The sequence below is a fragment of the Spirillospora sp. NPDC127506 genome (genome assembly GCF_040302145.1).
Lineage (GTDB): Bacteria > Actinomycetota > Actinomycetes > Streptosporangiales > Streptosporangiaceae > Spirillospora.
In genome coordinates this window covers 55,770-77,916 of the sequence record NZ_JBEORG010000017.1, presented here as the reverse complement: position 1 = coordinate 77,916, position 22,147 = coordinate 55,770, and the positions used below count along the sequence as shown (strand labels likewise).

Genomic DNA, 22,147 nt, shown 5'->3' with positions numbered 1-22,147 from the left:
CCATGGGCATGCCACTGCGGCAGAGCCTGCGCGTCGGCGGGTACGTCCTGCGCAACAAGCTGGCGGGGCGGGCCAAGTTCCCGCTGATCATGGAACTGGAGCCGCTGTACGCGTGCAACCTGGCGTGCGCGGGCTGCGGCAAGATCCAGCATCCGGCGGACGTGCTGAAGCAGCGGATGCCGGTGGAGCAGGCGATCGCCGCCGTCGAGGAGTGCGGCGCGCCGATGGTGTCGATCGCGGGCGGCGAGCCCCTGATGCACCCGCGGATCGGGGAGCTGGTCGGCAGGCTCGTCGGGATGCGCCGGTACGTGTTCCTGTGCACGAACGCCGCGCTGATCCCGAAGAAGATCGACCAGTTCAGGCCGTCCCGCTACTTCGCGTGGGCGGTGCACATCGACGGGCTGCGGGAGCGGCACGACGCGTCCGTGTGCAAGGAGGGCGTGTTCGACCAGGCGGTCGAGGCGATCAGGATGTGCAGGGAGCGCGGGTTCCGGGTCACGACGAACACCACCGTGTTCAACACCGACACCCCGCAGACCGTGATCGACGTCCTCGACTACCTGAACGACGACCTGCGCGTCGACCAGATGATGATCTCGCCGGCGTACGCCTACGAGAAGGCGCCGGACCAGGACCACTTCCTCGGCGTCGAGGAGACCCGGAACCTGTTCCGCAAGGCGTTCGCGGACGGCCGCCGCCGGCGCTGGCGGTTCAACCACTCGCCGCTGTTCCTGGACTTCCTCGAAGGCAAGGCCGACTTCCGCTGCACGGCGTGGGCGATCCCGTCGTACTCGCTGAAGGGCTGGCAGCGTCCCTGCTACCTGATGGACGACGGCTACTGCGCCACCTACCAGGAGCTTCTCGACACCACCGACTGGGACGCCTACGGGCGGGGCCGCGACGACCGGTGCGCGAACTGCATGGCGCACTGCGGCTACGAGCCCACCGCCGTGTTCGCGACGATGGGCTCGCTCAAGGAGTCGCTGCGCGCGATGCGGAGCGCGTGACGGCTACTCCGGCTCGCTGCGGAGTTCCTCGATCACGTCGTGGACGGCGGCCATGAAGGCGTCGGCGTCGTCGGCCAGGCCGGGGTCGAGGGAGACGCCGAAGCACAGCTCGCGGTCGACGCCGAGCGCGGCGACCGCGAGCGGCGCGCCGGGCGCGAGCGGGACGATCGGGTACACGGCGGTGAGGGGCGCTCCGGCCAGCCGCAGCGGCTTGTCCGGCCCCGGGAGGCTCGACACGGTGCCCTGCAGGAAGCGCCCGCTGTAGGACATGCGGGCGAACCGGGCGTGCAGCGGCACCGGCAGGACGCGTCCCGCCTGCCACATCACGAACCAGGCGGCCTGCGCGCGGGTGCCGGAGCGCAGCACGCGGCCCCGCCGGGCGATCAGCGCGAGCCGGTCGACCTCGGCCATCTTCCCGACCGGCAGGTCCACCATGACGGCGGTGGTGTGGTTGCCGACCATCGCGCTGCCGGGCGGGCGCATCATGAGCGGCACGGCGACCCGGCAGGTGTCGGGGCGCCCGTCGTCCTCGCTGACGACGCGGTTCAGCGCGCCCGCGACCGCGCACAGCACGACGTCGGTGACGCGGGCGCCGTAGCGGCGGCCCACGTCCCGGACCTCGGCGAGCGGCAGCCGCATCGAGCTGAACCGGCGCTCGGCCGTCCCGCCGGCCGGCAGCCGCTCCGGCTTCGTCACCGCGGTGGCGAGCTGGGCGAGCCCGACCACGGTGGCGAGGGCCTTCCGGAACGGCCGGCGCGGGAAGCGCGCGCCGAGGTTGTCGGGCGGCGGCTCCATCAGGTACATCGCCTGCGCGACGATGCCGACGCCGTCGGCGACGACGTGGTGCATGAGGTAGACGACGGCGGTCCGGCCGGGCTCGGCGCCCTTCATCACGACCATCCGCCACGGCGGCCGGTCGAGCGGCAGCCGCTCCGACTGGATCTCGGCGACCGCGGCGCGCAGCCCGGCCATGCCGTCGACGTGCCGCTCGGCGACGTGCCACTCCCAGTCGACCGGGTCGTGGTCGTGCCAGACGGGGCGGCGCCAGCGGCCGCGGCGGACGAGCCGCTGCCGGAACCGGGGCAGCCCGGGCAGCCGCTCCTTGATGACGCGGACGAGATCCTCGCGCCCCACCTCTCCCTGCGAGGTGTCGAGCATGATGACGCCGCCGGCCTGCTGCGGCGCGGCGGGCGTCTCCACGGAGAGGAAGAAGGCGTCGGGGCCCTGGACGCGGGCGGCCTGCGGATGGGCGATGCGCTCGGCGATGTACACGGGGACCACCACGAAGGGGACGGCGGCCACCGCGTCCACCAGGAAGTGGTTCGCGGTCGCCAGGATGACGTAGAGGGTAAGGAGGATGTGGGCGACGTTCAACCATTGCACCCAGCGCTTGGCCTTCACGCGGGCGAGCTCGACGCCGACCCACATTGTCCAGGCCATGTGCAGGGACGGGACGGCGGCGAACTGGTCGGCGTGCTCGACCATCGGGGAGCCCCAGGAGCCCCAGGTCCGGCCCTCGGTGACGGTGTCGACGAACCCGAGGTCGGGCATCAGCCGCGGCGGCATCACGGGGAACAGGGCGAAGCAGGCGAGGCCGCCCAGGTTGAGCATGACGAAGGCGTTGCGGGCCGTGCGGTACCGCTCGGGATGCCGGACGAACAGCCAGGTGAGGAGCGCCAGCGCGCTCGCGATGTAGGTGATCGCGTACTCGTAGTTGGCGAACACGCGCAGGACGGGCTGGTGCGCGAGCCAGCCGTTGAGGGCCGGCTCGACGTCGATGTGCAGGGCGCGTTCCAGCCGGTACAGCAGCTCGCCGCGGTCGCGGGCCTCCAGCCGCCGCGCCTCCTCCGGCAGCATGGTGACCAGCGAGTACACAGCGAAGAGCGCCAGGCCGAGCAGCAGCTCGTTCCTGGCGCGGGGCCTGGCGCCGGCGGCGCCCGGCATCACGACCGCGTCCCGCGCGGTCACCACCTCGTGTGTGCCCATCGTCCCCCTCGGGTCGGGTGCCTACCCAAGATTCGCGGAATCAGACGGTGCCGCCCGGTATTGGGGATCATGCCCGGGTTCGCCGAGAGCGAAGCCTGAGACGGCGCCCCGGAATGTTCGGGAACCATCTGGCTCAGCGGTACGTCTTCGATATATCGTTGTCGTATCGCGAAGGATCAGAGAGAGATCTCAGAAGATCTCAGAAGGTGGTGCAGAACATGGGACACACACACGGGCACGGCCCCTGGGGCCGCGGCGACTTCCCGAACCTCGGCGCGCTGTTCGGCGGCGCGTTCGGCGGCCCGTTCGGCGGCGGACCGGGCGGGCCCGGCGGGTTCGGCCACGGGCCCGGCCCGCGGCCCCCCTGGGCGCGCGGGCGCGGCGGTCCGTGGGGCCGGGGCGCCGGCGGCGGCCGGGCGCGCAAGGGCAACGTCCGCGCGGCGATCCTCGTGCTGCTGGCCGAGGAGCCGCGCAACGGCTACCAGATCATCCAGGAGATCCACGAGCGCAGCGGCGGGGCGTGGAAGCCGAGCCCCGGCGCCGTCTACCCGGCCCTGCAGCAGCTCGCCGACGAGGGCCTGATCAGCGGCGACGAGGCGGGCGGCCGCCGCACCTACCACCTCACCGACGAGGGCCGCCGCTACGTCGAGGAGAACGCCGACCGGCTCGCCGAGCCGTGGGCGGAGATGACGCCCGACTACGGCGAGGGCGTCCCCGAGCTGTTCAAGCAGGCCGCGCAGACGGGCGCCGCGGTGATGCAGATCGTCCACTCCGGGTCGTCCGCGCAGGTCGCCCAGGCGAAGGACGTCCTGGCGGAGACCCGGCGCAGCCTGTACCGCATCCTGGCCGACGACCTCGAAGGCACCGACGACGACCCGGGGCCGACGGCCGCCGGCGACGAGGAGTAGAGATGGCGCGTCAAGACGAGATCCGCATCGGCGACGCCGAGCGCGACGCCGTCATGGTGGCCCTGCACGACCACTTCGCCGAGGGGCGGCTCGACCGCGCCGAGCTGGACGAGCGGCTGGAGTCCGCGCTGTCCGCCCGGACGCGCGGCGACCTGCGCGCCCTCGTCGAGGACCTGCCGTCCCCGACCGGGCTGCGCGAACCGGAACCCGAACCCGTGCGGGCGGTGCCGATGATGTTCGGCGGGCCGGGGCACCCCGCGTGGCAGCGCCGCCACCGGCACCTGGCCCGCCACCACCGGCACGGGCCGCGCTTCCCGGCGTTCCCGCTGCTGCTCGGGGTGTTCCTGGTGCTGACGTTCACGGTCGGGCCGGGCACGGGGTTCCTCACCGTCCTGCAGATCGCGCTCGCCGTCTGGGTGATCCGCGCGGTCATGCTGGCGTTCGGGGTGCGGCGGTCGCGCCGCCACATGCCCGGCGCCTGACGCGGCGCCCCCGTCAGGGCAGGCCGGCGTCAGGGCAGGCCGGCGTCGCGGGCGATGAGGCCGGCCTGCGTGCGGTTCGCGCAGCCGAGCTCGTCGAGCACGCGGGAATCGTGCCCCTTGACGGTCGCCTCGCTGAGGTGGAGGCGGCGCGCGATCCGCGCGTTGGACAGCCCCTCGCCGAGGCACGCCAGCACCTGCGTCTCCCGCTCGGTGAGGCCGCGCAGGAGCGCGCGGGTCCGGTCCCGGTCGGACGCGCGCCCGGCGGCCGTGCCGAGCAGCCGCACGTCGCGGCGGGCGCGCTGATCGGCGTCGTCGCCGCCGCGTGGCCGGCCCGCCGCGCCGCGCGGATGAACGTCCTGGAGGCGATCGCGGCGGAGTAGCGACCGCTGCGCCCGGCTATGCGGCCGCGAGCCGGGCGCAGCGATCGGGGACGGCGTCGTGGAGGGCACGCAGGCCGCGCACGATCAGCGGGTTGCTCCGGCTGCCGCGCCGCACGCAGGTCAGCACGCGCCGCCTCGGGACGGCGTCGCCGGTCAGCGGGACCCGCACGACCGGCTGGTCGGCCGGCCCGCCCGCCAGCCGCGGCACGAGCGACACGCCGAGGCCGTTGGCGACCAGCGCCCAGATCACCGACCAGGTGGTGGCGTGGTGCGCGAACCGGGGCGTGAACCCGGCGGCGCCGCAGTACGTCAGCACCTGCTGGTAGTGGGCGCACACCTCGGGCGCGACGCTGATCCAGACCTCCTCCGCCGCGTGCTCCAGCCGGACGCCGGCGCGGCCCGCGAGCGGGTGCCCGGCGGGGACGATCAGGTCGTAGGCCTCCTCCAGCAGCGGCTCGCGGTCGAAGCGCGGGTCGCCGGGCGGCGGCGCGTCCGGGGTCGGCTCGATGACCGCGATGTCGGTCTCGCCGGCGGCGAGCAGCCCCATCGCCACGTCGGTGTCGCACTCGCGGACCTCGACGCGCAGGCCGGGGTCGTCCCGCAGCAGCGCGCCGGCGGCCGGGGCGATGAGCCCGCCGACCGCCGTGGTGAACCCGCACATGCGCAGCGGCCCGGCGGCCCCGGCGCGGTGCGACTCCAGATCGGCGAGCGCCTCCTCCCACCGGGCGAGCAGCCCGTCGGCGTGCTCGATCAGCAGGTGCGCGGCCGGGGTGAGCCGCACCTTGCGGCCCTGCGGCTCCAGCAGCGGCACCTTCAGTTCCCGCGCCAGCTCGCGCAGCTGGTGGGACACCGCCGACGGCGTGAGGTGCAGCGCCTCCGCCGCGGACGTCACCGTCCCGTACTGGTGGACGAGCCGGAGCATGTGCAGGCGGCGCAGATCAATCATGCAACCATATTGCACGATCTAGTGCGGAAACCTGAAATAGACGCCAACGATCGGTGGGCTGCAGACTGCCGTACATGAACGAGAACACGGTTGTCTCCCGCCACGTCACCAGCGACGGCGTCGTCATCTGGACCCGCTGCACCTGCGGCCGGCTGCGCATGGACCTCATCCCCGACGGGCGCGCCCCGCGGCTGACCGCCGGCCCCTGCCCCCACGGCCCTAGTCAAGCGTGACCTCGTAGTGGAGGGTCCGGTAGCGCTTCATCCGGTGGAACAGCGGTACCGCGAAACCCTGCAGGAACGGGTGCTTGCGGGCCAGCAGCCGCCGGATCGGCCGCGCCTCCTCCTCGGTCAGCAGCCGGACGCGGCCGCGCACCGCCGGGCCGGTGACCTCGCCCCGGAACGTGCTCGGCGCGATCTCCACCTCCGGGTTGCGCGCCAGCCGCTTGGACTTGAACGCCTTGTCGTAGGTGCGGAAATAGGCGTGGTCGCCGCGCACGACGACGTTGACCGGCGTCCCGACCGGCGTGCCGTCCTTGCGGTAGGACGTCAGCAGGAACGTCTTCTGCTTCTTCCAGCTTTCCAGCGTCGTTGCGGTGTTCATGCCCAGGAGACGGGATACCCCGTCCTGGGCGTGACATCACCCGTCACGTCACCTCAGGGACGCCGCTTCGGAGGCGAGGTCGCGGATGAGCTTCCAGTCCCCGTTCCGGACGGCGTCCGCCGGGGTCAGCCAGGAGCCGCCCACGCAGCCGACGTTCGCCAGCGCGAGGTAGTCGGCCGCGTTCCGCGGGCCGATGCCGCCCGTCGGGCAGAACCGGATCTGCGGCAGCGGCCCGCCGAGCGACTTCAGGTAGGCGGTGCCGCCGGCGGCCTCGGCGGGGAAGAACTTCATCGCGGTGATCCCGGCCTCCAGCAGCGCGATCGCCTCCGACGCGGTCGCGACGCCCGGCAGGAACGGCAGCCCGGTCGCGACCATCGCCGCCCGCAGCCGGGACGTGCAGCCGGGGCTCACCAGGAACCGCGCACCGGCGGCGGCGGACCGCTCGGCGTCCTCCGGGCGGACGACCGTGCCGGCGCCGACCACCGCGTCCGGGACCTCCGCCGCGATCCGGGCGATCGCCTCCAGCGCGGACGAGGTGCGCAGCGTCACCTCGATCACCGGGAGGCCGCCCTCGACCAGGGCGCGGGCGAGCGGGACGGCGGCGTCCGCGTCGTCCAGCACCACGACCGGGATGACGGGCGCGAGGTCGAGCAGGTCTTCGGCGATCATGCGGGCTCCCTCCGGGGCGGAGCGTCGGGCAGGCTCTGCGCGAGCCGGACGGCGGCGCCGACCAGGGCCGGGCCGGAATGGACGATCAGCGCGGTCGGGATGCCGCGCACGTAGTCCTCGACGGGGGGCTTCCCCTCGAAGCGGTCGCGGAACGCGCTGCCGCGCAGCACGTCCACGATGCGCGGCAGGATCCCGCCGCCGAGATAGACGCCCCCGCGGGCGCCGAACGTCAGCGCGACGTTGCCGGCCAGCGAACCGAGCAGCGCGCAGAACATGCGCAGCGCCTCGTCGCACCGCGGGTCGTCGCGGCGCTCGCAGATCTGCTTGGCGGTCAGCTCCTCGCCCCGCTCTCCGTCGAGGGCCGCCAGGTACCGGTGGATGCGGGCCAGTCCGGCGCCGGAGAGCAGGTACTCGGCGGGGACCGCGCCCTTCTCGGCGCGCAGCAGCCGCGTCACCTCGATCTCCCGGTCGGTCGCCGCCGGGACGTCGACCTGACCGCCCTCGCCGGGCACCGGCACCCAGCCGCACGGCGCCGGGACCAGCCCGGCGACCCCGAGGCCCGTGCCGGGCCCGACCACGGCGAGCGGCGCGTCCCCGGTCGGCGCCCGCTCGCCGATCACGATCAGGTCGTCCGCGGTGAGGCGCGGGAGGGCGAGGCTCAGCGCCTCGAAGTCGTTGATGACGTCGAGGTGGGGCAGGCCCAGGTGGGCGCGCACCGCCTCCGGGGTGCCCTTCGGCCAGCCCGCGTTGGTGAGGTGGTACGTCCCGCCGGCGACCGGCCCGGCCACGGCCAGGCAGGCGGCGGACGGGCGGGCGCCGGTGTCCTCCAGGTACGCTGCGGCGGCCTCGGCCAGGCCCGGGTAGTCGCGGGTGGGCAGCGACCTCACCTGGGACGGGACGCCGTCCGGGCCGTCCACCAGCGCGAACCGCGCATTGGTCCCGCCGACGTCGGCCACCAGCCACGGGGCGCTCATGCGACCCCCCACTCCCCCCGGTCCGCTGCGCTCATGTGAAGACTCCCGCGCCTCGCTCGGCCGGGCCGACCGCGTTGCGGAACGCCTGGAACAGCTCGCGTCCCGTGCCGTAGGTCTGCTCGGGGGCGCCGGGGGCGGGCTCGCGGGCGGCGAACTCCTCGTCCGGGACGAGGACCTCCAGCACTCCCCCGTCGGCGTCGAGCCGGACGACGTCGCCGTCGCGGACGCGGGCGAGCGGGCCGCCCGCGGCCGCCTCCGGCGACACGTGGATCGCGGCGGGCACCGCCCCCGAGGCGCCCGACATGCGACCGTCCGTGACGAGCGCGACCCGGTGGCCGCGGTCCTGCAGGACCGACAGCGGCGGGGTGAGCCGGTGCAGCTCCGGCATCCCGTTGGCGCGCGGGCCCTGGTTGCGGACGACCGCCACCACGTCCCGGTCCAGCTCCCCGGCGGCGAACGCCTCCTGGAGCTCCTCCTGCGAGCCGAACACGCGGGCCGGGGCCTCGATCGCCCGGTGCTCCGGCCGCACCGCCGACACCTTGATGACCGCCCGGCCGAGGTTGCCGCGCACGGTGCGCAGGCCGCCGTGCGTGTCGAACGGCTCCGCCACCGGGCGCAGGACGCCCGGATCGCCCGACTCGGTCACGGTCTCCCGCCACTCGGCCTTGCCGCCGGCGAACTCCGGGACCTTGCGGTACTCGTCGAGGGCGCCGCCGCCGACCGTGCGCGCGTCCGGGTGCAGGAGCCCCGCGTCGATCAGCTCGCCGATGAGGAACGCGGTGCCGCCCGCCGCGTGGAAGTGGTTCACGTCGGCGGTCCCGTTCGGGTAGAGCCGGGTCAGCAGCGGCGTCACCGCGGACAGCTCGTCGAAGTCGTCCCAGGCCAGCTCGATGCCCGCCGCCGCGGCCATCGCGACGAGATGCAGCGTGTGGTTGGTGGAGCCGCCCGTGGCGAGCAGGGCGACGATGCCGTTCACGAACGCGCGCTCGTCCAGCAGCTCGCCGACCGGCGTGTACTCGTCCGCCAGGTTCGTGATCTTCAGGATGCGCCGGCCGGCCGCCTCGGTCAGGGCGTCCCGCAGCTTCGTGCCCGGCGGGACGAAGCTCGCCCCCGGCAGGTGCAGGCCCATGACCTCCATCAGCATCTGGTTGGAGTTGGCCGTCCCGTAGAAGGTGCAGGTGCCGGGCGAGTGGTAGGACGCGGCCTCGGCGGCGAGGAGCCGGTCGCGCCCGATCTCCCCGGCCGCGAACTGCTTGCGGACCTTCGCCTTCTCCCCGTTCGGCAGCCCGGACGCCATCGGCCCGGCCGGCACCAGGATCACCGGCAGGTGCCCGAACGACAGCGCGCCGATCACCAGCCCGGGGACGATCTTGTCGCAGACGCCGAGCAGCAGCGCGCCGTCGAACATGTCGTGCGACAGCGCCACGGCCGTCGCCATCGCCACCACGTCCCGGCTGAACAGCGACATCTCCATGCCGGCGCGGCCCTGCGTGATGCCGTCGCACATCGCGGGCACGCCCCCGGCGAACTGCGCCGTCCCGCCCGCGGACCGGATCGCGCCCTTCAGGATGTCGGGGTAGTCCTGCAGCGGCTGGTGCGCGGAGAGCATGTCGTTGTAGGCCGACACGATCGCGATGTTCGGCGTGACGTCGCCGCGGAGCCACAGCTTGTCCTGGACGCCGCACGCCGCGAAGCCGTGGGCGAGGTTCGCGCAGCCCATGCCGGTGCGCACCGGGCCTTCCGTCCGGGCGTCCCGGATCCGGCTCAGGTACGCGCCGCGCGTTTCGGCGCTCCGTTCGGCGACGCGCCGGGTCACTGCCTCCAGCGCGGGATGTACGGGCATTGGACGCTCCAGACCAGGGGTGGTGTCTCGATCAGCAAGCTACCGAGACATAGGTCATCCGTTCAACCCACTTATGAACTTCAACTAACAAAAGTCCGCCTCTTGTGCCAACTGGACGCACCGAACAAGACCATGCTTGACTGGCCTGATGGCCCGCCCCGTCAACCGTCCCTCAACGGCCGGCGACATCCTGCGCCTGATCCGCGAGGACGGCGTCGCCACCCGCGCCGACCTGGGCCGCATCACCGGCCTGTCCCGTCCCGCGGTGGCGTCCCGCGTGGCGTCCCTGATCTCCCGGGGCCTCGTGGCCGAGCGCGCGGCCGGCCCGTCGACCGGCGGCCGGCCCCCGGCCCGCCTGGAGTTCAACGCCGCCGGCGGCACGGTCCTCGTCGCGAACCTCGGCCAGTCCCGCGGGCAGCTGGCGGTCTGCGACCTCGCCGGGACGATCCTCGCGCGCACCGACGGCCCCCCGGCGGAGACGTCCCCGGGCAAGACCCTCCCCCGCCTCCTCGACGAGTGGACGTCGCTCCTCTCCTCGGCCGGCATCGACGAGTCGTCGATCCGCGGCGCCGGCCTCGGCGTCCCGGACGCGGTCGAGCACGCCGCCGGCCGCTGGGACGCCGTGGAGATCACCGGCCCGATCTCCGACCGCTTCGGCGTCCCCGCCTACTTGGACAACGAGGTCAACGCCGCCGCCCTCGGCGAGCACCGGGCCCACCCCGGCGTGGACGACCTCCTGTTCGTCAAGGTCTCCACCGGCATCGGCGCGGGCGTCATCGCGGGCGGCCGCATCCAGCGGGGCGCGCTCGGCGCGGCCGGCGAGATCGGCCACGTGCCCGTCCCGTCCGACCTCGACGCCCCCTGCCGCTGCGGCAACGTCAACTGCGTCGAGGCGATCGCCGGCGGCACCGCCCTCCTGGCCCGCTCACCGGCGCACGACCTGCCCGGCCTCGCCGCCCTGGCCCGCTCCGGCGACCCGGCGACCGTCGCCCTCCTCCGCGACGCCGGCCGCCGCATCGGCGAGGTCGTCGCGACCGCCGTCAACCTCCTGAACCCCGCCCTGGTGATCCTCGGCGGCGACCTGGTGGGCGCCGACGAACCCCTGATAGCGGGCCTCCGCGAGACCGTCTACCAGCGCTCCACAGCCCTGGCCACCCGCAACCTGCGCATAGAACCGAGCCGCCTGGGCGAGCAGGCGGGCCTGACGGGCTGCGCCGCGATGGTCCTGACGAACATCCTCTCCCCCGAGGCCATAGACGCCACCCCGTAACCAACTGAAGCGCTCTAACGCGCCCACGAACTCGCCGGCGATGCAGTGCCGCAGGACACGAATACTGCGGCTAGGAGGCTATGGTCAGGTCGTAGTTCACTGAGGTGCGGAAATTGCCGCTGGTGCCGCGGATGGCCACTTTGTGCGGGCCGGGGGCGAGTTCGGGGATCATGGCCCAGATGCCGCAGCCGTATGTGCGGACGGTGCCCTCTTCGCTTGCTGGATTGCCGGGGACTCCGGTGATCGTGATGGGAGTGGCCTGCCATCTCTCGAGGGGCGCTTGTTTGGGCGAAGCCCCTCCAGCCGGGCCCCGAACCGCCGTCGGATCTCCACCCGCTTGCACCTCCACGCCGCCCGGCCCACCGGATCCTCCGGCATCGTCTGCCACCGGCCGGGCCACCCGATGATCACAGCAGGTCAGAACCGAAATTGCAGCTGCTGCCGCCATGTCCGGGGCGGTCGGCGCGGCCGGCGTGATCGTCAGCGCCATCTCCGCTCTCTTCGGCGTCTTCGGCGGCACCCTGAAGGATTGGAGCGGAACCAAGCCGTTCCACGACATCAAGAGCCTCAAGAAAAGGGTAACGTCACTGCTCACACGGTGAAGGCGGACCTGAATAATCCCGGACTCTGGGTGGACGATCAGCGATGAGCGAATCAAGGGCGATACCCGATCTGGATCTCACCGGCCGATCCTCCGATGGCCTGGTAACAGTGGTGTGCGACTCACGTGGCAGCGTCCGCTCGGTCGAGGTAAGCCCGCGCGAATACGCCGACAAGGGGTCCGAGGTCCTTGCGGCCGATATGGTCACTGCGGTCACCGCCGCTCGACAGGATGTCGAGCGGAAAGTAGCGGAGATCACCAGGGGGCACCCCACGGGGCTGTCCCGGGGCTGCGCTCCGAGGGCATGATGGTCCCCGCCGAGCGCGCAGCCCGTACCAGGCCGCGGTGGGACTTCCCGCTGAGGCTGGGGTCGTTCATCATCACCTCCCTCAGCCTGGCCTTCCTCGCCTATGTGATCTTCTTCTCCGGTGACGACGGGCCGGACCTTCCGCGCAGCGGAGGGATGAGGCAGGAGGTGACCGACGGCACGCTCGCGTACCGTCTGACCGGCGTCCGCTGCGGGCTTTCCGCGGCGCCGGGCGTGCCCCGGGAGAGACCGGAGAACGGGCAGTTCTGCGAACTCACCCTGGAAGTCCGCAATCCGAGCGACTCGACGGCATCATGGAATGCGGGCCTGTACGCCGGTAACGCGAACTACAGCGTCGAGTGGGCTCTAGGGAAATCCGGCGGGCATGCCCTTCCCGATCGTGTACCGGCGGCCGAACACTACAGTGGGACACTGCTCTTCGACATATCGAGCAGCGCGACTCCCGTGCAGTTGGAGATAGGGGTCGATATATCCGGCGAAGGCAAGGCCCGCATCGACCTCTGAAGGGCGGGTTCTGCCCTCGGCAGACCAGCGGCGTGCAGCGGGTCAGGGCCAGGTTCGGGCTGAGGCGGCGAAGGTCTCGGGGGCGCTGTGGACCGGGACCACGCAGAGCAGGTGGCCGCCGGGCGTGCGCAGCGTGCGGGCCTCCTTCCAGCTCGACACCGGTTCCGCGCCCAGTGCGGTCAGGCGGGCGGCCTCCGCCTCCACGTCGTCGGTCTCGATGTCGACGTGGTAGCGCGGGCCGCCGTCGTCGACCGCCTGGACGACGGTGAACAGGTTCTCGGCGGCGCCGACCAGGACGGTGAACTGCTCCTCGCCCGGCGCGGGGTAGGGCTCGGCGCCGAGCGCCGCGGACCAGAAGTCCGCTTCCGCGCCCGCCTGCGCGGCGGGGGTGTCGATGAGGATTCCGACCAGGCGGCTGCGGTGCATGGTGGCACCCTAACCGATCAAGATCGGGGATTCCGGGCGCTCGTCAGGCGGCTTGGGAGTGGGCGCCGGCGGTGGCCGAGCGGGCGAAGGCGCCTATCTCCTTGATGGCGAGCAGGCCCTCGCGGGAGATGTCGGCGAAGATCTGGAAGACGTGCATCTGGCCCTCCCAGATCTGGAGGGTGCAGGGCACGTCCGCGGCGCCGAGGCGTTCGGCCATGAGCTCGGCGTCGGCGCGGATCACCTCGATGGAGCCGGCCTGGATGAGCGTGGGCGGCAGCCCGCCGAGGTCGGCGTGGACGGGGCTCAGCCAGGGGTCGGTGTACTCGGCGTCCGGGAAGCAGGTGCGGACCATGTCCCACATGCGCGGGGCCGGGATGAACGGGTCGAGCGGGGCGTTGGCGTGCGCGATCTTGGGGGCGATGTCCAGGTCGGTGAACGGGGACAGCGCGGCGATGCCGGCGGGGCGGGGCAGGCCGGCGCGCAGGGCGTGCAGCGGGGCCATGAAGGCGAGGTAGCCGCCCGCCGAGTCGCCGGCGATCACGATGTCGCCGGGCGCGCGGGTTTCGAGGAGCCAGCGGTAGGCGGCCACGCAGTCGTCGATCGTGGTCCGGATGGGGACGCGCGGCGGCATGCGGTAGGCGACGGAGAGGACGGGCATGCCGGCGGCCTGCGAGATGCGGGCGATCATGCGGCGGTGGGTGCGCAGGCCGCAGGCGACGAAGCCGCCGCCGTGGAAGTAGAGGATCGCCCGGCGGGAGTCCGCGGGCACGCCGCGGCCGCGGACCCACTCGGCCCCGCAGCCGAGGTTCCGGACCTTGGTGACCTTCGTGCCGCGCGGCGGGAGCAGCAGCGCGGCGCCCAGGTCGATCAGCGGGGCGAGGCGCAGCGTGACCGGGGTCCACGGGAGGCGGGCGACGAGCGGGCGGACGAGCCGGCGGGCGATGCGGGCGGCCGCCCGGGCGGCCGGGCCGCAGCCCGCGCGTTCCTCGATCACCGGTGCGAGCGCCATGTGCCGTCCTCCCGTCGGTCGCCGACGGGAGGATACCAAGTAAGTGCTTGGGTATCTAGCTGTGCAGCGTCTCGTCCGGCGGGCCCATGGACACGCGGGTGAAGCGCACGGTGAGGCCGTCGCGTTCGGGGGCGCAGCAGTAGGGCCCGGCCGTCGCCGGGACGCCCGGCGGGAAGGGGGCCAGGCGGATCATCCGCCACGGGTCGGAGCCGGCGCGCGCCCGGATCGTCACCGCGTCGCCCGAGCGGCTGGCCCGGAGCGTCACCTCGCGTCCCGTCCACGGGACGGGGGCCGACGACCAGTCCGAGGCCTTGTGCGTGACGACCGCGCCGAGCTGGAGGACCCCGTCGCAGTACTCGACGCCCGCCTTGATCCAGGTCTCCTCGTCCAGGCGCACGAGGACGCCCGCCTGGTCGAACTGCTGGTCGTAGTCGGCGACGAACGAGACCTCGATCGCGGCCTCGGGGCCGAGGGGCGACAGGAGGGCGTGGCCGCTGTCGCGGTCGTAGCCGTAGGCCGTCGTCCGCCAGAAGTCGCTGCCCTTCTCGGCGGTGACGAGGAGCGCCGGTCCGTCCTGGGTGGACGCGGGAGGCCGGTTGAGCCATTCACCGGAGATCATGTCCCGAAATCTACGGAACGGGTGGGGTTAGCTCCACCCTCTTCCATGGACCTTTCCTCCCGCCACCGGGTGGCTGGGCCCATCGTCCCCGGAAGTGTCGGACGCGAGGGTTGTGATTGGACGACGACCGGCACGGAGGGGGCACGCGATGGCGAGCGGGACGATAACGGGCAGGCTGCGCCCGCTGGCGACCGAGGCCGGGCTGCTCGCGATCCTGTTCGCCTTCTACAAGTGGGGGCGGACGGTCATCGAGCACGGCCCCGGCCAGGCGATGGCGAACGCGCACCGGCTGTGGGGCTTCGAGCGACAATGGCTGCCCAGCGAGATCGATCTCCAGCGGTGGGCGCTCGGGTGGGACCACACGGCCTTCCTGGCCAACGTCTACTACGTGGGCGTCCACTTCCCCGGGACGGCGCTGCTGCTGGTCTGGCTGTACGTACGGCACCGCCCCTCCTACGGCAGGGTGCGCAACGAGCTGGTGGTGCTGACGGCGGCGGGCCTGGTCGTGCACACGCTGTTCCCCCTCGCGCCGCCGCGGCTGGCGGGCGTCGGGGCCGTCGACACGATGCTGGCCGTGGGGCCGTCGGCCTATCCGGCGGCGGCCGACGGGATCGCGAACCAGTACGCGGCGATGCCGTCGCTGCATGTCGGCTGGGCGCTGCTCGTCGCGGTCGCGGTGGTCAGGACGTCGCGGAGCCGCTGGCGGTGGGTCGTCGCGCTGCACGCTCCGGTCACGGTCCTCGTGGTGGTCGTGACGGCCAACCACTACTGGCTGGACGGGATCGTGGCCGCCTTCCTGCTCGCCGGCTCCATGGCGCTGGTCGCGGCGGCCGGGCGGGCGCGGCGGCGGCCGGTCCCGGTGACCGCCGCCCCGCTCCAGGCTCGCGACGAGCGCGACGAGGAACTCGTCGCCGCCTGAGCGGGCGGCCCGGCGCCTCCGCGGCGGGGGCAGGGCGAATCCCGTTCGGCTGTGATGCACGTTACTCGGGAGAACCGTCCTGACCAGGATAAACTGCCCGAATGACCATGCTCGTGGCGCGCCGCAATGTCGACTACGGGCGCGTCACCAGCTGCGCTTGTCGCCGCACGACGCGCTGACGCCGCCGCCCTGCCCGGCGCCGTCCCGCGAGCCCGGCGCGCCCGCGCCGCGCGCCCCCGGCGCCCGTCGACCCGCGCCCACCGCATCCGCACGGCCGTGATGCGCCGGACCGGCAGGAAACCCCTTTCTTCCTCGCCCCAGTCCTAGGAGAGCCATGAGTGAACACGCCGACCCCGCCACGTCCGCCGAGGCCGGCTGGTCGTTCGAGACCAAGCAGGTGCACGCCGGCGCCGAGCCCGACCCGGCCACCGGCGCGCGGGCGGTGCCGATCTACCAGACGACGTCGTTCGTCTTCCGCGACACCGAGCACGCCGCGAACCTGTTCTCGCTCGCCGAGCCGGGCAACATCTACACGCGCATCATGAACCCGACGCAGGACGCCTTCGAGAAGCGCATCGCGGCGCTGGAGGGCGGGGTCGGCGCGGTCGCGGTGGCCTCGGGGCAGGCCGCGGAGTCGATGGCGATCTGGAACCTGGCGCGCGCCGGCGACCACATCGTGTCCAGCTCGACGATCTACGGCGGGACGCACAACCTGTTCCAGCACACCCTGCCGAAGTTCGGCATCGAGGTCTCCTTCATCGAGGATCCCGACGACCTGGACGCCTGGCGCGCCGCGATCCGGCCGGACACCAAGGCGCTGTTCGCCGAGAGCATCGGCAACCCGCGCGGCAACGTGCTGGACATCCGGGGCGTCGCCGACGTCGCGCACGCCGCGGGCGTCCCGCTGATCGTGGACAACACGATCGCGACGCCGTACCTGGTGCGGCCGATCGAGCACGGCGCCGACATCGTGGTGCACTCGGCGACCAAGTTCATCGGCGGGCACGGCACCACCATCGCGGGCGTCGTGGTCGACGGCGGAACGTTCGACTTCGGGGCGCACCCCGAGCGGTTCCCCGACTTCACCGAGCCGGACCCGAGCTACAACGGCCTGCGGTACTGGCCGGCGCTCGGCCCCGGCGCCTACGGGATCAAGCTGCGCGTCCAGCTGCTGCGCGACCTCGGCCCCGCCATCGCGCCGCATTCGGCGTTCCTGCTGCTGCAGGGCGTGGAGACGCTCAGCCTGCGGATGGAGCGGCAGTCCGCGAGCGCGCTGGAGCTGGCCCGGTGGCTGGAGCGGCGCGAGGAGGTGTCGGCCGTCCACTACCCGGGGCTCGCGTCCAGCCCGTGGAACGGGGCCGCCGAGCGGTACCTGCCGCGCGGCACGGGCGCCATCGTGTGCTTCGAGCTGCGCGACGGCAGCGAGGCGGGACGGCGGTTCGTGGAGGGCGTCCAGCTGTTCAGCCACCTGGCCAACATCGGGGACGTGCGCAGCCTGATCATCCACCCGGCGTCCACCACGCACAGCCAGCTCAACGAGGCCGAGCTGGCCGCCGCCGGCGTCACCCCCGGCCTGGTCCGGCTGTGCATCGGGATCGAGAGCGTCGCCGACCTCAAGGCGGACCTGGAGGCCGGCTTCCGCGCGGCGAAGGGAGCGTCCTGAGCATCGGCGCCGAGACCGCACCGGTCTCCCTCCCGCCGGCCTCCGGGGCCTGGCGGGAGGGGGACCCGCCCGGGCGGCGGCAGTGGTTCGCCCTGCACGGCCCGCTGCCGCTGGAGGCCGGCGGCGCGCTGCCCGGCGTGCGGCTCGCGTACGAGACCTGGGGGCGGCTCGCCCCCGACGCCTCCAACGCGGTGCTGGTGCTGCACGCCCTCACCGGGGACAGCCACGTCGCCGGGCCGGCCGGGCCGGGTCATCCCACGCCCGGCTGGTGGGACGGCCTGGTCGGGCCGGGCCGCCCGCTGGACACCGACCGGTGGTTCATCGTCGCCCCCAACGTGCTGGGCGGCTGCCAGGGCAGCACCGGGCCGGCCTCGCGCCGCCCGGACGGCCGGCCCTGGGGAGGGTCGTTCCCGTACCTGACGCAGCGCGACATGGTCGCCGCCGAGGCGCGGCTGGCGGACGAGCTCGGCATCGGCCGCTGGGCGATGGTGGCCGGCGGGTCGATGGGCGGCATGCGCGCCCTGGAGTGGGCGGTGACGCATCCGGAGCGCACGGCGTCGCTGCTGCTGCTCGCCACCGCGGCGGCGGCGAGCGCCGAGCAGATCGCGATGGCGAGCGTGCAGCTGCACGCCATCCGGTCGGACCCGGGCTGGCGCGGCGGCGACTACCACGACGCCGCGCCGGGGGACGGCCCGCACGCCGGCCTCGGCACGGCCCGCAGGCTCGCCCACATCACCTACCGCAGCGAGCCGGAGCTGCAGGCCCGTTTCGGCCGCCGGCCGCAGGACGGCGAGGACCCGTGGCGGCGCGGGCGCTACCAGGTGGAGTCCTACCTCGACCACCACGCGGGGAAGCTGGTGGGGCGCTTCGACGCGGGCAGCTACGTGGTGCTGACCGAGGCGATGAACGGCCACGACGTCGGCCGCGGGCGGGGCGGGACGGCCGCCGCGCTGCGCCGGGTGACGGCGCGGACGCTGGTGGCCGGGGTCGACTCCGACCGGCTCTACCCGCTGCGCCAGCAGGAGGAGCTGGCGGCCGGCATCCCGGGCGCGGACCGGCCGCGGGTGATCGAGTCGCCGTCCGGGCACGACGGGTTCCTCACCGAGACCGGGCAGGTCGGCGGGCTCGTCCGGGAGCTGCTCGGCGGGTGAGCCGGCGCCGGGCCGCGGCGGGATGCGGCAGAGTTGGGGCATGTTGCCGATGCATACGAGCGCCGAGGTCCCGGACGTCCCCGTGGCGGTGCTGCCGGTGGGCAGCTTCGAGCAGCACGGGCCGTACCTGCCGCTCGCGACGGACACGGTGATCGCCTGCACGCTCGCGGAGGAGATCGCGAAGGCGCACCCGGTGCGGCTGCTGCCGCCCGTGACGATCTCCTGCTCGCACGAGCACGCCGGCTGGCCCGGGACGGTGAGCATCTCGGCCGCGACGCTGCACGCGGTGGTCCGGGACGTCGCCGGGTCGCTGCGCAGGACCGGGGTGCCGAAGCTCGTGCTGGTCAACGGGCACGGCGGCAACTACGTCCTCGGCAACGTCGTGCAGGAGGCGCACGGCGACATGGCGCTGTTCCCGGGCTTCGACGACTGGGAGGACGCGCGGCGGGCGGCGGGCGTCGAGACGTCCGGGGACGGCGACATGCACGCCGGCGAGCTTGAGGCGTCGATCCTGCTGCACGCGCATCCCGAGCTGCTCAGGGACGGGTACGACACCGCCGACCACCTGGCCGGCGACCGGCGGCATCTGCTGACGGCCGGGATGGCCGCCTACACCCGGTCGGGCGTCATCGGGCGGCCCTCACTGGCCCGCGCCGGCAAGGGCCGGGACGCGCTGCGGAGCCTTGTCGCGGCGTTCGGGGACGTCCTCGCGGTGCTTCAGCAGCAGGGTCGCGGCGCCGGGCAGGCAGGCGACGAAGCTCAGCACCCCGTACACGACGGAGACGGTCAGGCCCTGCGCTGAGCCGAGCCCGGCCGCGCCGAACGCCAGCGCGAGGACGGCCTCGCGCGGCCCCCAGCCGCCGACGTTGACGGGCAGCACCATCGCCAGCAGCGCGAGCAGCATCAGCGGCAGCAGGGTGAGGACCGGCGCCGTCGCGCCCGCCAGGCGGGCCGCGACGACGAACAGCGCCAGGTGGCCGCCCAGCGCCGCGGCCGACAGGCCGACGACGCCCGGCCAGGCGCGCGCGGCGGCGCGCAGGTCGCTGAACGTGGACGCCAGGGCGGGATGCCGCCAGCGGCACAGCACCGGCAGCGCGACCAGGACGATCCCCACCGGGATGAGGGCCGGGGCCATCGCCGACAGCAGGGCCGGGTAGGCGAACAGGGCGGCGACCCCGGCGACGATGGCGACGCCCTGGCCGGCGATCCGTTCGAGGAACACGGCCCGCACGCCGCGGGCGACGTCACCGGACCGGTGGCCGTGGCTCACCGCCCGGTGCACGTCCCCGAGGACGCCCGCGGGCAGCACGGCGTTGAGGAACTGGGACCGGTAGTAGTCGGTGACGGCGCCGGCCAGCGGCAGGTGCAGGCCGAGGCGCCGGGCGACCAGCCGCCAGCGGGCCGCGCTGAGCGCCGTGGTGACGAGCCCGATGGCGAGCGCCAGGACGACGGCTCCGGGGTCGATGGAGCGGAACGCCGCCACGAACGCGTCCGTGCTGTGCCACCACAGCAGCGCGCCGAGGATGCCCAGGCCGATGAGCAGGCGCCCCCAGGGCCAGAGCCGCTTCATGATGTTCCCCCAGGTATGGCGAGCAGGTCCAGGTGGTGGACTTCGGCGGAGAGGCGGCCCGCGGCGCACTCGGCGAGGCGGCGCTCCAGGTAGCCGTCCGCGATCCCGGCCAGATCCGGGTCCTGCTCGACGGCGGCGCCGACCCAGCCGCGCAGCCACGCCTCGGTGAGCGCGGACTGGCCGGGGCCGAGCCGCCACGGGCTCGGCCGGGTGACGACGGTCGCGCCGCGGCGCCCGAACGCCTTGATCGCGGCGGTGACGGCGTCCGGTCCGAGCCGGCCGCCGCGGCGCTGGTGGGCGTCGAAGGCGGCGGCGAACACGGCGTCGAGCGGCTCGGACGGGGTGAGCCGGACGCGGCCGACGACCGACAGGGTGAGCAGCGCCGGGCAGCCGGCCGCGGCCGCGATCGTCTCGATCTCGGCGGCGGTGAGCACGTCCAGCAGCGCCGACGCGGTGACGAGCGACGCGCCGACCAGGTCGGACGCGCGCAGCCCGGCCAGGTCGCCGGCGCGCGTCTCGACCGTCGCGGGCAGCCCGTCGGCGGTGGTGTAGGCGGAGGCGCGGGCCAGGTCGAGCAGCGCGGGGTCGCGGTCCTGCAGGATCCAGTGCTGCGGGCCGCGCAGCCGCCCGGACAGCCAGCGGCCGAGCGAGCCGGTGCCGCAGCCGAGGTCCCAGATGACCAGCGGCTCGTCCGGCGGGAGCGCGGCGCGCAGCGGGTCGAGCAGTTCGGCGGCGCGGGCGGCGGCGTCGGCGCCCTCCCGGAGCGCGAGCCAGTCGGGGTCGTAGCTCATCGCGCCTCCCTCCGCAGCCGGGACAGGACGGTCGCCATGCGGCGGGCCGTGTCGTTCCAGCCGGGCAGCATGCCGCGGCGCAGCCGGGCGGCGGCGCGCAGGCGCCCCCGCAGCTCGGGTTCGACGAGCCAGCGGCGCAGCGCCGCGGCCAGCGCGCCGGGGTCGTCCGGCGGGACGAGGAGGCCGGGGACGGCGCCGGTCGGGTCCCAGCCGAGCGTGTCGGGGACGCCGTCCACCGACGTCGCGACGACGGGGACGCCGCGCGCGAGCGCCTCGGTCACCACCATCCCGAACGTCTCGGCGCGGGAGGCGAGGACGAGGACGTCCGCGGCGGCGTAGGCGTCGTCCAGCCGCTTCCCGGTGAGCGGCCCCCGCAGTTCGACGCGGCCGTCGAGGTCGTGCCCGCCGATGCTCCGGCGCAGCTTGGTCACGTAGCCGGGGTCGCCGCCGAGGGGGCCGACGCATTCGCAGTGCCAGGGCAGGTGCGTGATCGTGGACAGCGCCTCCACCAGGACGTCGTGGCCCTTGCGCGGGGTCACCGACGCCACGCACAGCAGGCGGGTCGCGCCGTCGGTGCCGGACGCGAGCGGCGCCGGGTCGGTGCCCGGGACGACCGCGTGGACGCGGGACGGGTCGAGCCCGTGGTGGGCGATGAGATGGTCCTTGGCCCAGGGGCTGGTCGCGACGACCGCCCCGGCCGACTCCAGGACCTTCCGTTCGCCGGCGTTCAGGTCGGCCTGCCCGGGTTCGTCCGCCAGCGGGAGGTGGACCAGGACCGCCATCCGCAGCCGTCCCGCCTCCGGCACGACGACGTCCGGCACCCCGCACGCCACCAGCCCGTCGATGAGGACGACGGCCCCGTCCGGGAACTCGGCGAGGGCGCGGGCGAGGCCGTCCCGGTCCCGCTCGTCCGGGCGCGGCCACGCGCCCGGCACCGCCACCTCGCGGACGGGGCGCCCGGACGCGGCGAGCTCGTCGCACAGCCGCCGGTCGTAGCGGTTGCCGCCGCTCGGGGCGGCGGTGTCGTCGATGCCGCCGGGGACGACGACGCGGATCTCCGGGGCGGTCATAGGTCGCGCTCGTAACTGGCCCAGGCGACGTGCGACTCGTGCAGCGTCACCGTGATGCCGGACAGGCCGCGCGCGTTCTCGCCCAGCGCGCCGGCGCGGACCCGGTCGGCGAGCCGGTCGGCGATGACCTTGGCGAGGAACTCCGTCGAAGTGTTGACCCCGGCGAAGTCCGGCTCGTCGTCCAGGTTGCGGTAGTTCAGCCCGCCCAGGACCTCGCCCAGCTCGCGGGTGGCGAGCCCGATGTCGACGACGAGCCCGTCCGGGTCGAGATCGGCCCGGCGGAACGTCGCGTCCACCACGTACGTGGCGCCGTGCAGCCGCTGCGCGGGCCCGAAGACCTCGCCGCGGAAGCTGTGCGCGATCATGACGTGGTCGCGGACGGTGATACCGAACAACAGCGTCCTCCTCCAGAGAGATCCGAGTAGAAG

25 protein-coding genes and 1 pseudogene are annotated in these 22,147 nt (G+C 74.0%); 11 read left to right on the top strand and 15 right to left on the bottom strand.

The window, feature by feature from the left end; genetic code table 11:
* Positions 1-2: 2 nt before the first annotated feature.
* Positions 3-1,007, top strand: a complete 1,005-nt coding sequence (gene hpnH, locus ABTW95_RS18070; protein WP_396445379.1) for an adenosyl-hopene transferase HpnH — start codon at positions 3-5, stop codon at positions 1,005-1,007.
* 3 nt (positions 1,008-1,010) lie between these two features.
* On the opposite strand, the gene ABTW95_RS18065 is transcribed toward hpnH, so the two are convergent.
* Entirely contained in the window at positions 1,011-2,993 is a 1,983-nt protein-coding gene (locus tag ABTW95_RS18065; RefSeq protein ID WP_396445378.1) for a bifunctional phosphatase PAP2/O-acyltransferase family protein, read from the bottom strand.
* Positions 2,994-3,211: 218 nt separating this feature from the next.
* Here ABTW95_RS18065 and ABTW95_RS18060 point away from each other — a divergent pair, with 218 nt between their 5' ends.
* Both ABTW95_RS18060 and ABTW95_RS18055 read left to right on the top strand, forming a co-directional pair.
* Positions 3,212-3,901 carry a PadR family transcriptional regulator gene (locus tag ABTW95_RS18060; protein ID WP_500226849.1) on the top strand — a complete coding sequence of 230 codons (690 nt, stop codon included), beginning with the start codon at positions 3,212-3,214 and terminating at the stop codon, positions 3,899-3,901.
* A 2-nt stretch (positions 3,902-3,903) separates the two neighbouring features.
* Positions 3,904-4,383, top strand: coding sequence for a DUF1707 SHOCT-like domain-containing protein (locus tag ABTW95_RS18055; protein WP_500226848.1), 480 nt, complete (start codon positions 3,904-3,906; stop codon positions 4,381-4,383).
* A 29-nt stretch (positions 4,384-4,412) separates the two neighbouring features.
* Here the strand turns inward: ABTW95_RS18055 and ABTW95_RS18050 are convergent, their stop codons facing one another.
* Both ABTW95_RS18050 and ABTW95_RS18045 read right to left on the bottom strand, forming a co-directional pair.
* Positions 4,413-4,667, bottom strand: coding sequence for a response regulator transcription factor (locus tag ABTW95_RS18050; RefSeq protein WP_500226847.1), 255 nt, complete (start codon positions 4,665-4,667; stop codon positions 4,413-4,415).
* A 112-nt stretch (positions 4,668-4,779) separates the two neighbouring features.
* Positions 4,780-5,709, bottom strand: a complete 930-nt coding sequence (locus ABTW95_RS18045; protein WP_396445374.1) for a LysR family transcriptional regulator — start codon at positions 5,707-5,709, stop codon at positions 4,780-4,782.
* 74 nt (positions 5,710-5,783) lie between these two features.
* Between ABTW95_RS18045 and ABTW95_RS18040 the strand changes: the two genes are divergently transcribed.
* Positions 5,784-5,942 (top strand): hypothetical protein, encoded by a 159-nt coding sequence (locus ABTW95_RS18040; RefSeq protein WP_500226846.1) that lies wholly within the window; start codon positions 5,784-5,786, stop codon positions 5,940-5,942.
* Here the strand turns inward: ABTW95_RS18040 and ABTW95_RS18035 are convergent.
* Genes ABTW95_RS18035 through edd form a run of 4 tightly spaced genes read right to left on the bottom strand, consistent with a single transcriptional unit; the run spans position 5,929 to position 9,798 of the window.
* The gene (locus tag ABTW95_RS18035; RefSeq protein ID WP_396445372.1) at positions 5,929-6,312 is read right to left on the bottom strand and encodes a PPOX class F420-dependent oxidoreductase; all 384 of its coding nucleotides are present in this window, start codon (positions 6,310-6,312) and stop codon (positions 5,929-5,931) included. The genes ABTW95_RS18040 and ABTW95_RS18035 overlap by 14 nt on opposite strands.
* Before the next feature lie 48 nt (positions 6,313-6,360).
* Positions 6,361-6,981: a bifunctional 4-hydroxy-2-oxoglutarate aldolase/2-dehydro-3-deoxy-phosphogluconate aldolase gene (eda, locus tag ABTW95_RS18030; RefSeq protein WP_396445371.1), complete on the bottom strand. Its 621-nt coding sequence runs from the start codon at positions 6,979-6,981 to the stop codon at positions 6,361-6,363.
* The gene (gene glk, locus ABTW95_RS18025) at positions 6,978-7,955 is read right to left on the bottom strand and encodes a glucokinase (RefSeq protein WP_396445370.1); all 978 of its coding nucleotides are present in this window, start codon (positions 7,953-7,955) and stop codon (positions 6,978-6,980) included. The genes eda and glk overlap by 4 nt, the downstream gene beginning before the upstream one ends.
* Positions 7,956-7,986: 31 nt before the next feature.
* Positions 7,987-9,798 (bottom strand): phosphogluconate dehydratase, encoded by a 1,812-nt coding sequence (gene edd, locus ABTW95_RS18020; RefSeq protein ID WP_500226845.1) that lies wholly within the window; start codon positions 9,796-9,798, stop codon positions 7,987-7,989.
* A gap of 148 nt (positions 9,799-9,946) precedes the next feature.
* Between edd and ABTW95_RS18015 the strand changes: the two genes are divergently transcribed.
* Positions 9,947-11,068 carry an ROK family transcriptional regulator gene (locus ABTW95_RS18015; RefSeq protein WP_500226844.1) on the top strand — a complete coding sequence of 374 codons (1,122 nt, stop codon included), beginning with the start codon at positions 9,947-9,949 and terminating at the stop codon, positions 11,066-11,068.
* A 70-nt stretch (positions 11,069-11,138) separates the two neighbouring features.
* On the opposite strand, the gene ABTW95_RS18010 is transcribed toward ABTW95_RS18015, so the two are convergent.
* Positions 11,139-11,558 carry a hypothetical protein gene (locus ABTW95_RS18010; RefSeq protein WP_500226843.1) on the bottom strand — a complete coding sequence of 140 codons (420 nt, stop codon included), beginning with the start codon at positions 11,556-11,558 and terminating at the stop codon, positions 11,139-11,141.
* A 155-nt stretch (positions 11,559-11,713) separates the two neighbouring features.
* Here ABTW95_RS18010 and ABTW95_RS18005 point away from each other — a divergent pair, with 155 nt between their 5' ends.
* Together ABTW95_RS18005 and ABTW95_RS18000 are read left to right on the top strand one after the other, a co-directional pair.
* Positions 11,714-11,977, top strand: coding sequence for a YbaB/EbfC family nucleoid-associated protein (locus tag ABTW95_RS18005; RefSeq protein ID WP_500226842.1), 264 nt, complete (start codon positions 11,714-11,716; stop codon positions 11,975-11,977).
* A complete protein-coding gene (locus ABTW95_RS18000) occupies positions 11,974-12,501 on the top strand; it encodes a DUF4352 domain-containing protein (protein ID WP_396445365.1) in 528 nt (175 codons plus the stop codon). The genes ABTW95_RS18005 and ABTW95_RS18000 overlap by 4 nt, the downstream gene beginning before the upstream one ends.
* Positions 12,502-12,543: 42 nt before the next feature.
* On the opposite strand, the gene ABTW95_RS17995 is transcribed toward ABTW95_RS18000, so the two are convergent.
* Genes ABTW95_RS17995 through ABTW95_RS17985 form a run of 3 tightly spaced genes read right to left on the bottom strand, consistent with a single transcriptional unit; the run spans position 12,544 to position 14,555 of the window.
* Positions 12,544-12,927 (bottom strand): VOC family protein, encoded by a 384-nt coding sequence (locus ABTW95_RS17995; RefSeq protein WP_396445364.1) that lies wholly within the window; start codon positions 12,925-12,927, stop codon positions 12,544-12,546.
* Positions 12,928-12,970: 43 nt separating this feature from the next.
* Positions 12,971-13,936 carry an alpha/beta hydrolase gene (locus ABTW95_RS17990; RefSeq protein ID WP_396445363.1) on the bottom strand — a complete coding sequence of 322 codons (966 nt, stop codon included), beginning with the start codon at positions 13,934-13,936 and terminating at the stop codon, positions 12,971-12,973.
* Positions 13,937-13,991: 55 nt separating this feature from the next.
* Positions 13,992-14,555, bottom strand: coding sequence for a DUF1349 domain-containing protein (locus ABTW95_RS17985; protein ID WP_500226841.1), 564 nt, complete (start codon positions 14,553-14,555; stop codon positions 13,992-13,994).
* A gap of 148 nt (positions 14,556-14,703) precedes the next feature.
* Between ABTW95_RS17985 and ABTW95_RS17980 the strand changes: the two genes are divergently transcribed.
* From ABTW95_RS17980 to ABTW95_RS17965, 4 genes are all read left to right on the top strand, one after another.
* Positions 14,704-15,474 carry a phosphatase PAP2 family protein gene (locus ABTW95_RS17980; protein ID WP_500226840.1) on the top strand — a complete coding sequence of 257 codons (771 nt, stop codon included), beginning with the start codon at positions 14,704-14,706 and terminating at the stop codon, positions 15,472-15,474.
* 334 nt (positions 15,475-15,808) lie between these two features.
* Positions 15,809-17,137 carry a bifunctional o-acetylhomoserine/o-acetylserine sulfhydrylase gene (locus tag ABTW95_RS17975; RefSeq protein WP_396445360.1) on the top strand — a complete coding sequence of 443 codons (1,329 nt, stop codon included), beginning with the start codon at positions 15,809-15,811 and terminating at the stop codon, positions 17,135-17,137.
* A gap of 2 nt (positions 17,138-17,139) precedes the next feature.
* Complete coding sequence (gene metX / locus ABTW95_RS17970) at positions 17,140-18,288, top strand: homoserine O-acetyltransferase MetX (RefSeq protein ID WP_500226879.1); 1,149 nt, start codon at positions 17,140-17,142, stop codon at positions 18,286-18,288.
* A gap of 40 nt (positions 18,289-18,328) precedes the next feature.
* On the top strand, positions 18,329-19,090 hold the full coding sequence (locus tag ABTW95_RS17965) for a creatininase family protein (protein ID WP_500226839.1): 762 nt from the start codon (positions 18,329-18,331) through the stop codon (positions 19,088-19,090).
* 3 nt (positions 19,091-19,093) lie between these two features.
* Here ABTW95_RS17965 and ABTW95_RS17960 read toward each other — a convergent pair.
* From ABTW95_RS17960 to ABTW95_RS17945, 4 genes and pseudogenes are all read right to left on the bottom strand, one after another.
* Positions 19,094-19,858, bottom strand: a pseudogene (locus ABTW95_RS17960) (lysylphosphatidylglycerol synthase transmembrane domain-containing protein); the annotation flags it as partial.
* Positions 19,855-20,649 (bottom strand): small ribosomal subunit Rsm22 family protein, encoded by a 795-nt coding sequence (locus ABTW95_RS17955; protein ID WP_396445358.1) that lies wholly within the window; start codon positions 20,647-20,649, stop codon positions 19,855-19,857. The pseudogene ABTW95_RS17960 and the gene ABTW95_RS17955, both read right to left, overlap by 4 nt.
* Positions 20,646-21,719 (bottom strand): glycosyltransferase family 4 protein, encoded by a 1,074-nt coding sequence (locus tag ABTW95_RS17950; RefSeq protein ID WP_500226838.1) that lies wholly within the window; start codon positions 21,717-21,719, stop codon positions 20,646-20,648. Before ABTW95_RS17950 ends, ABTW95_RS17955 begins: the two co-directional genes overlap by 4 nt.
* Entirely contained in the window at positions 21,716-22,114 is a 399-nt protein-coding gene (locus ABTW95_RS17945; protein WP_396445356.1) for a 6-pyruvoyl trahydropterin synthase family protein, read from the bottom strand. The genes ABTW95_RS17950 and ABTW95_RS17945 overlap by 4 nt, the downstream gene beginning before the upstream one ends.
* Positions 22,115-22,147 lie beyond the last annotated feature (33 nt).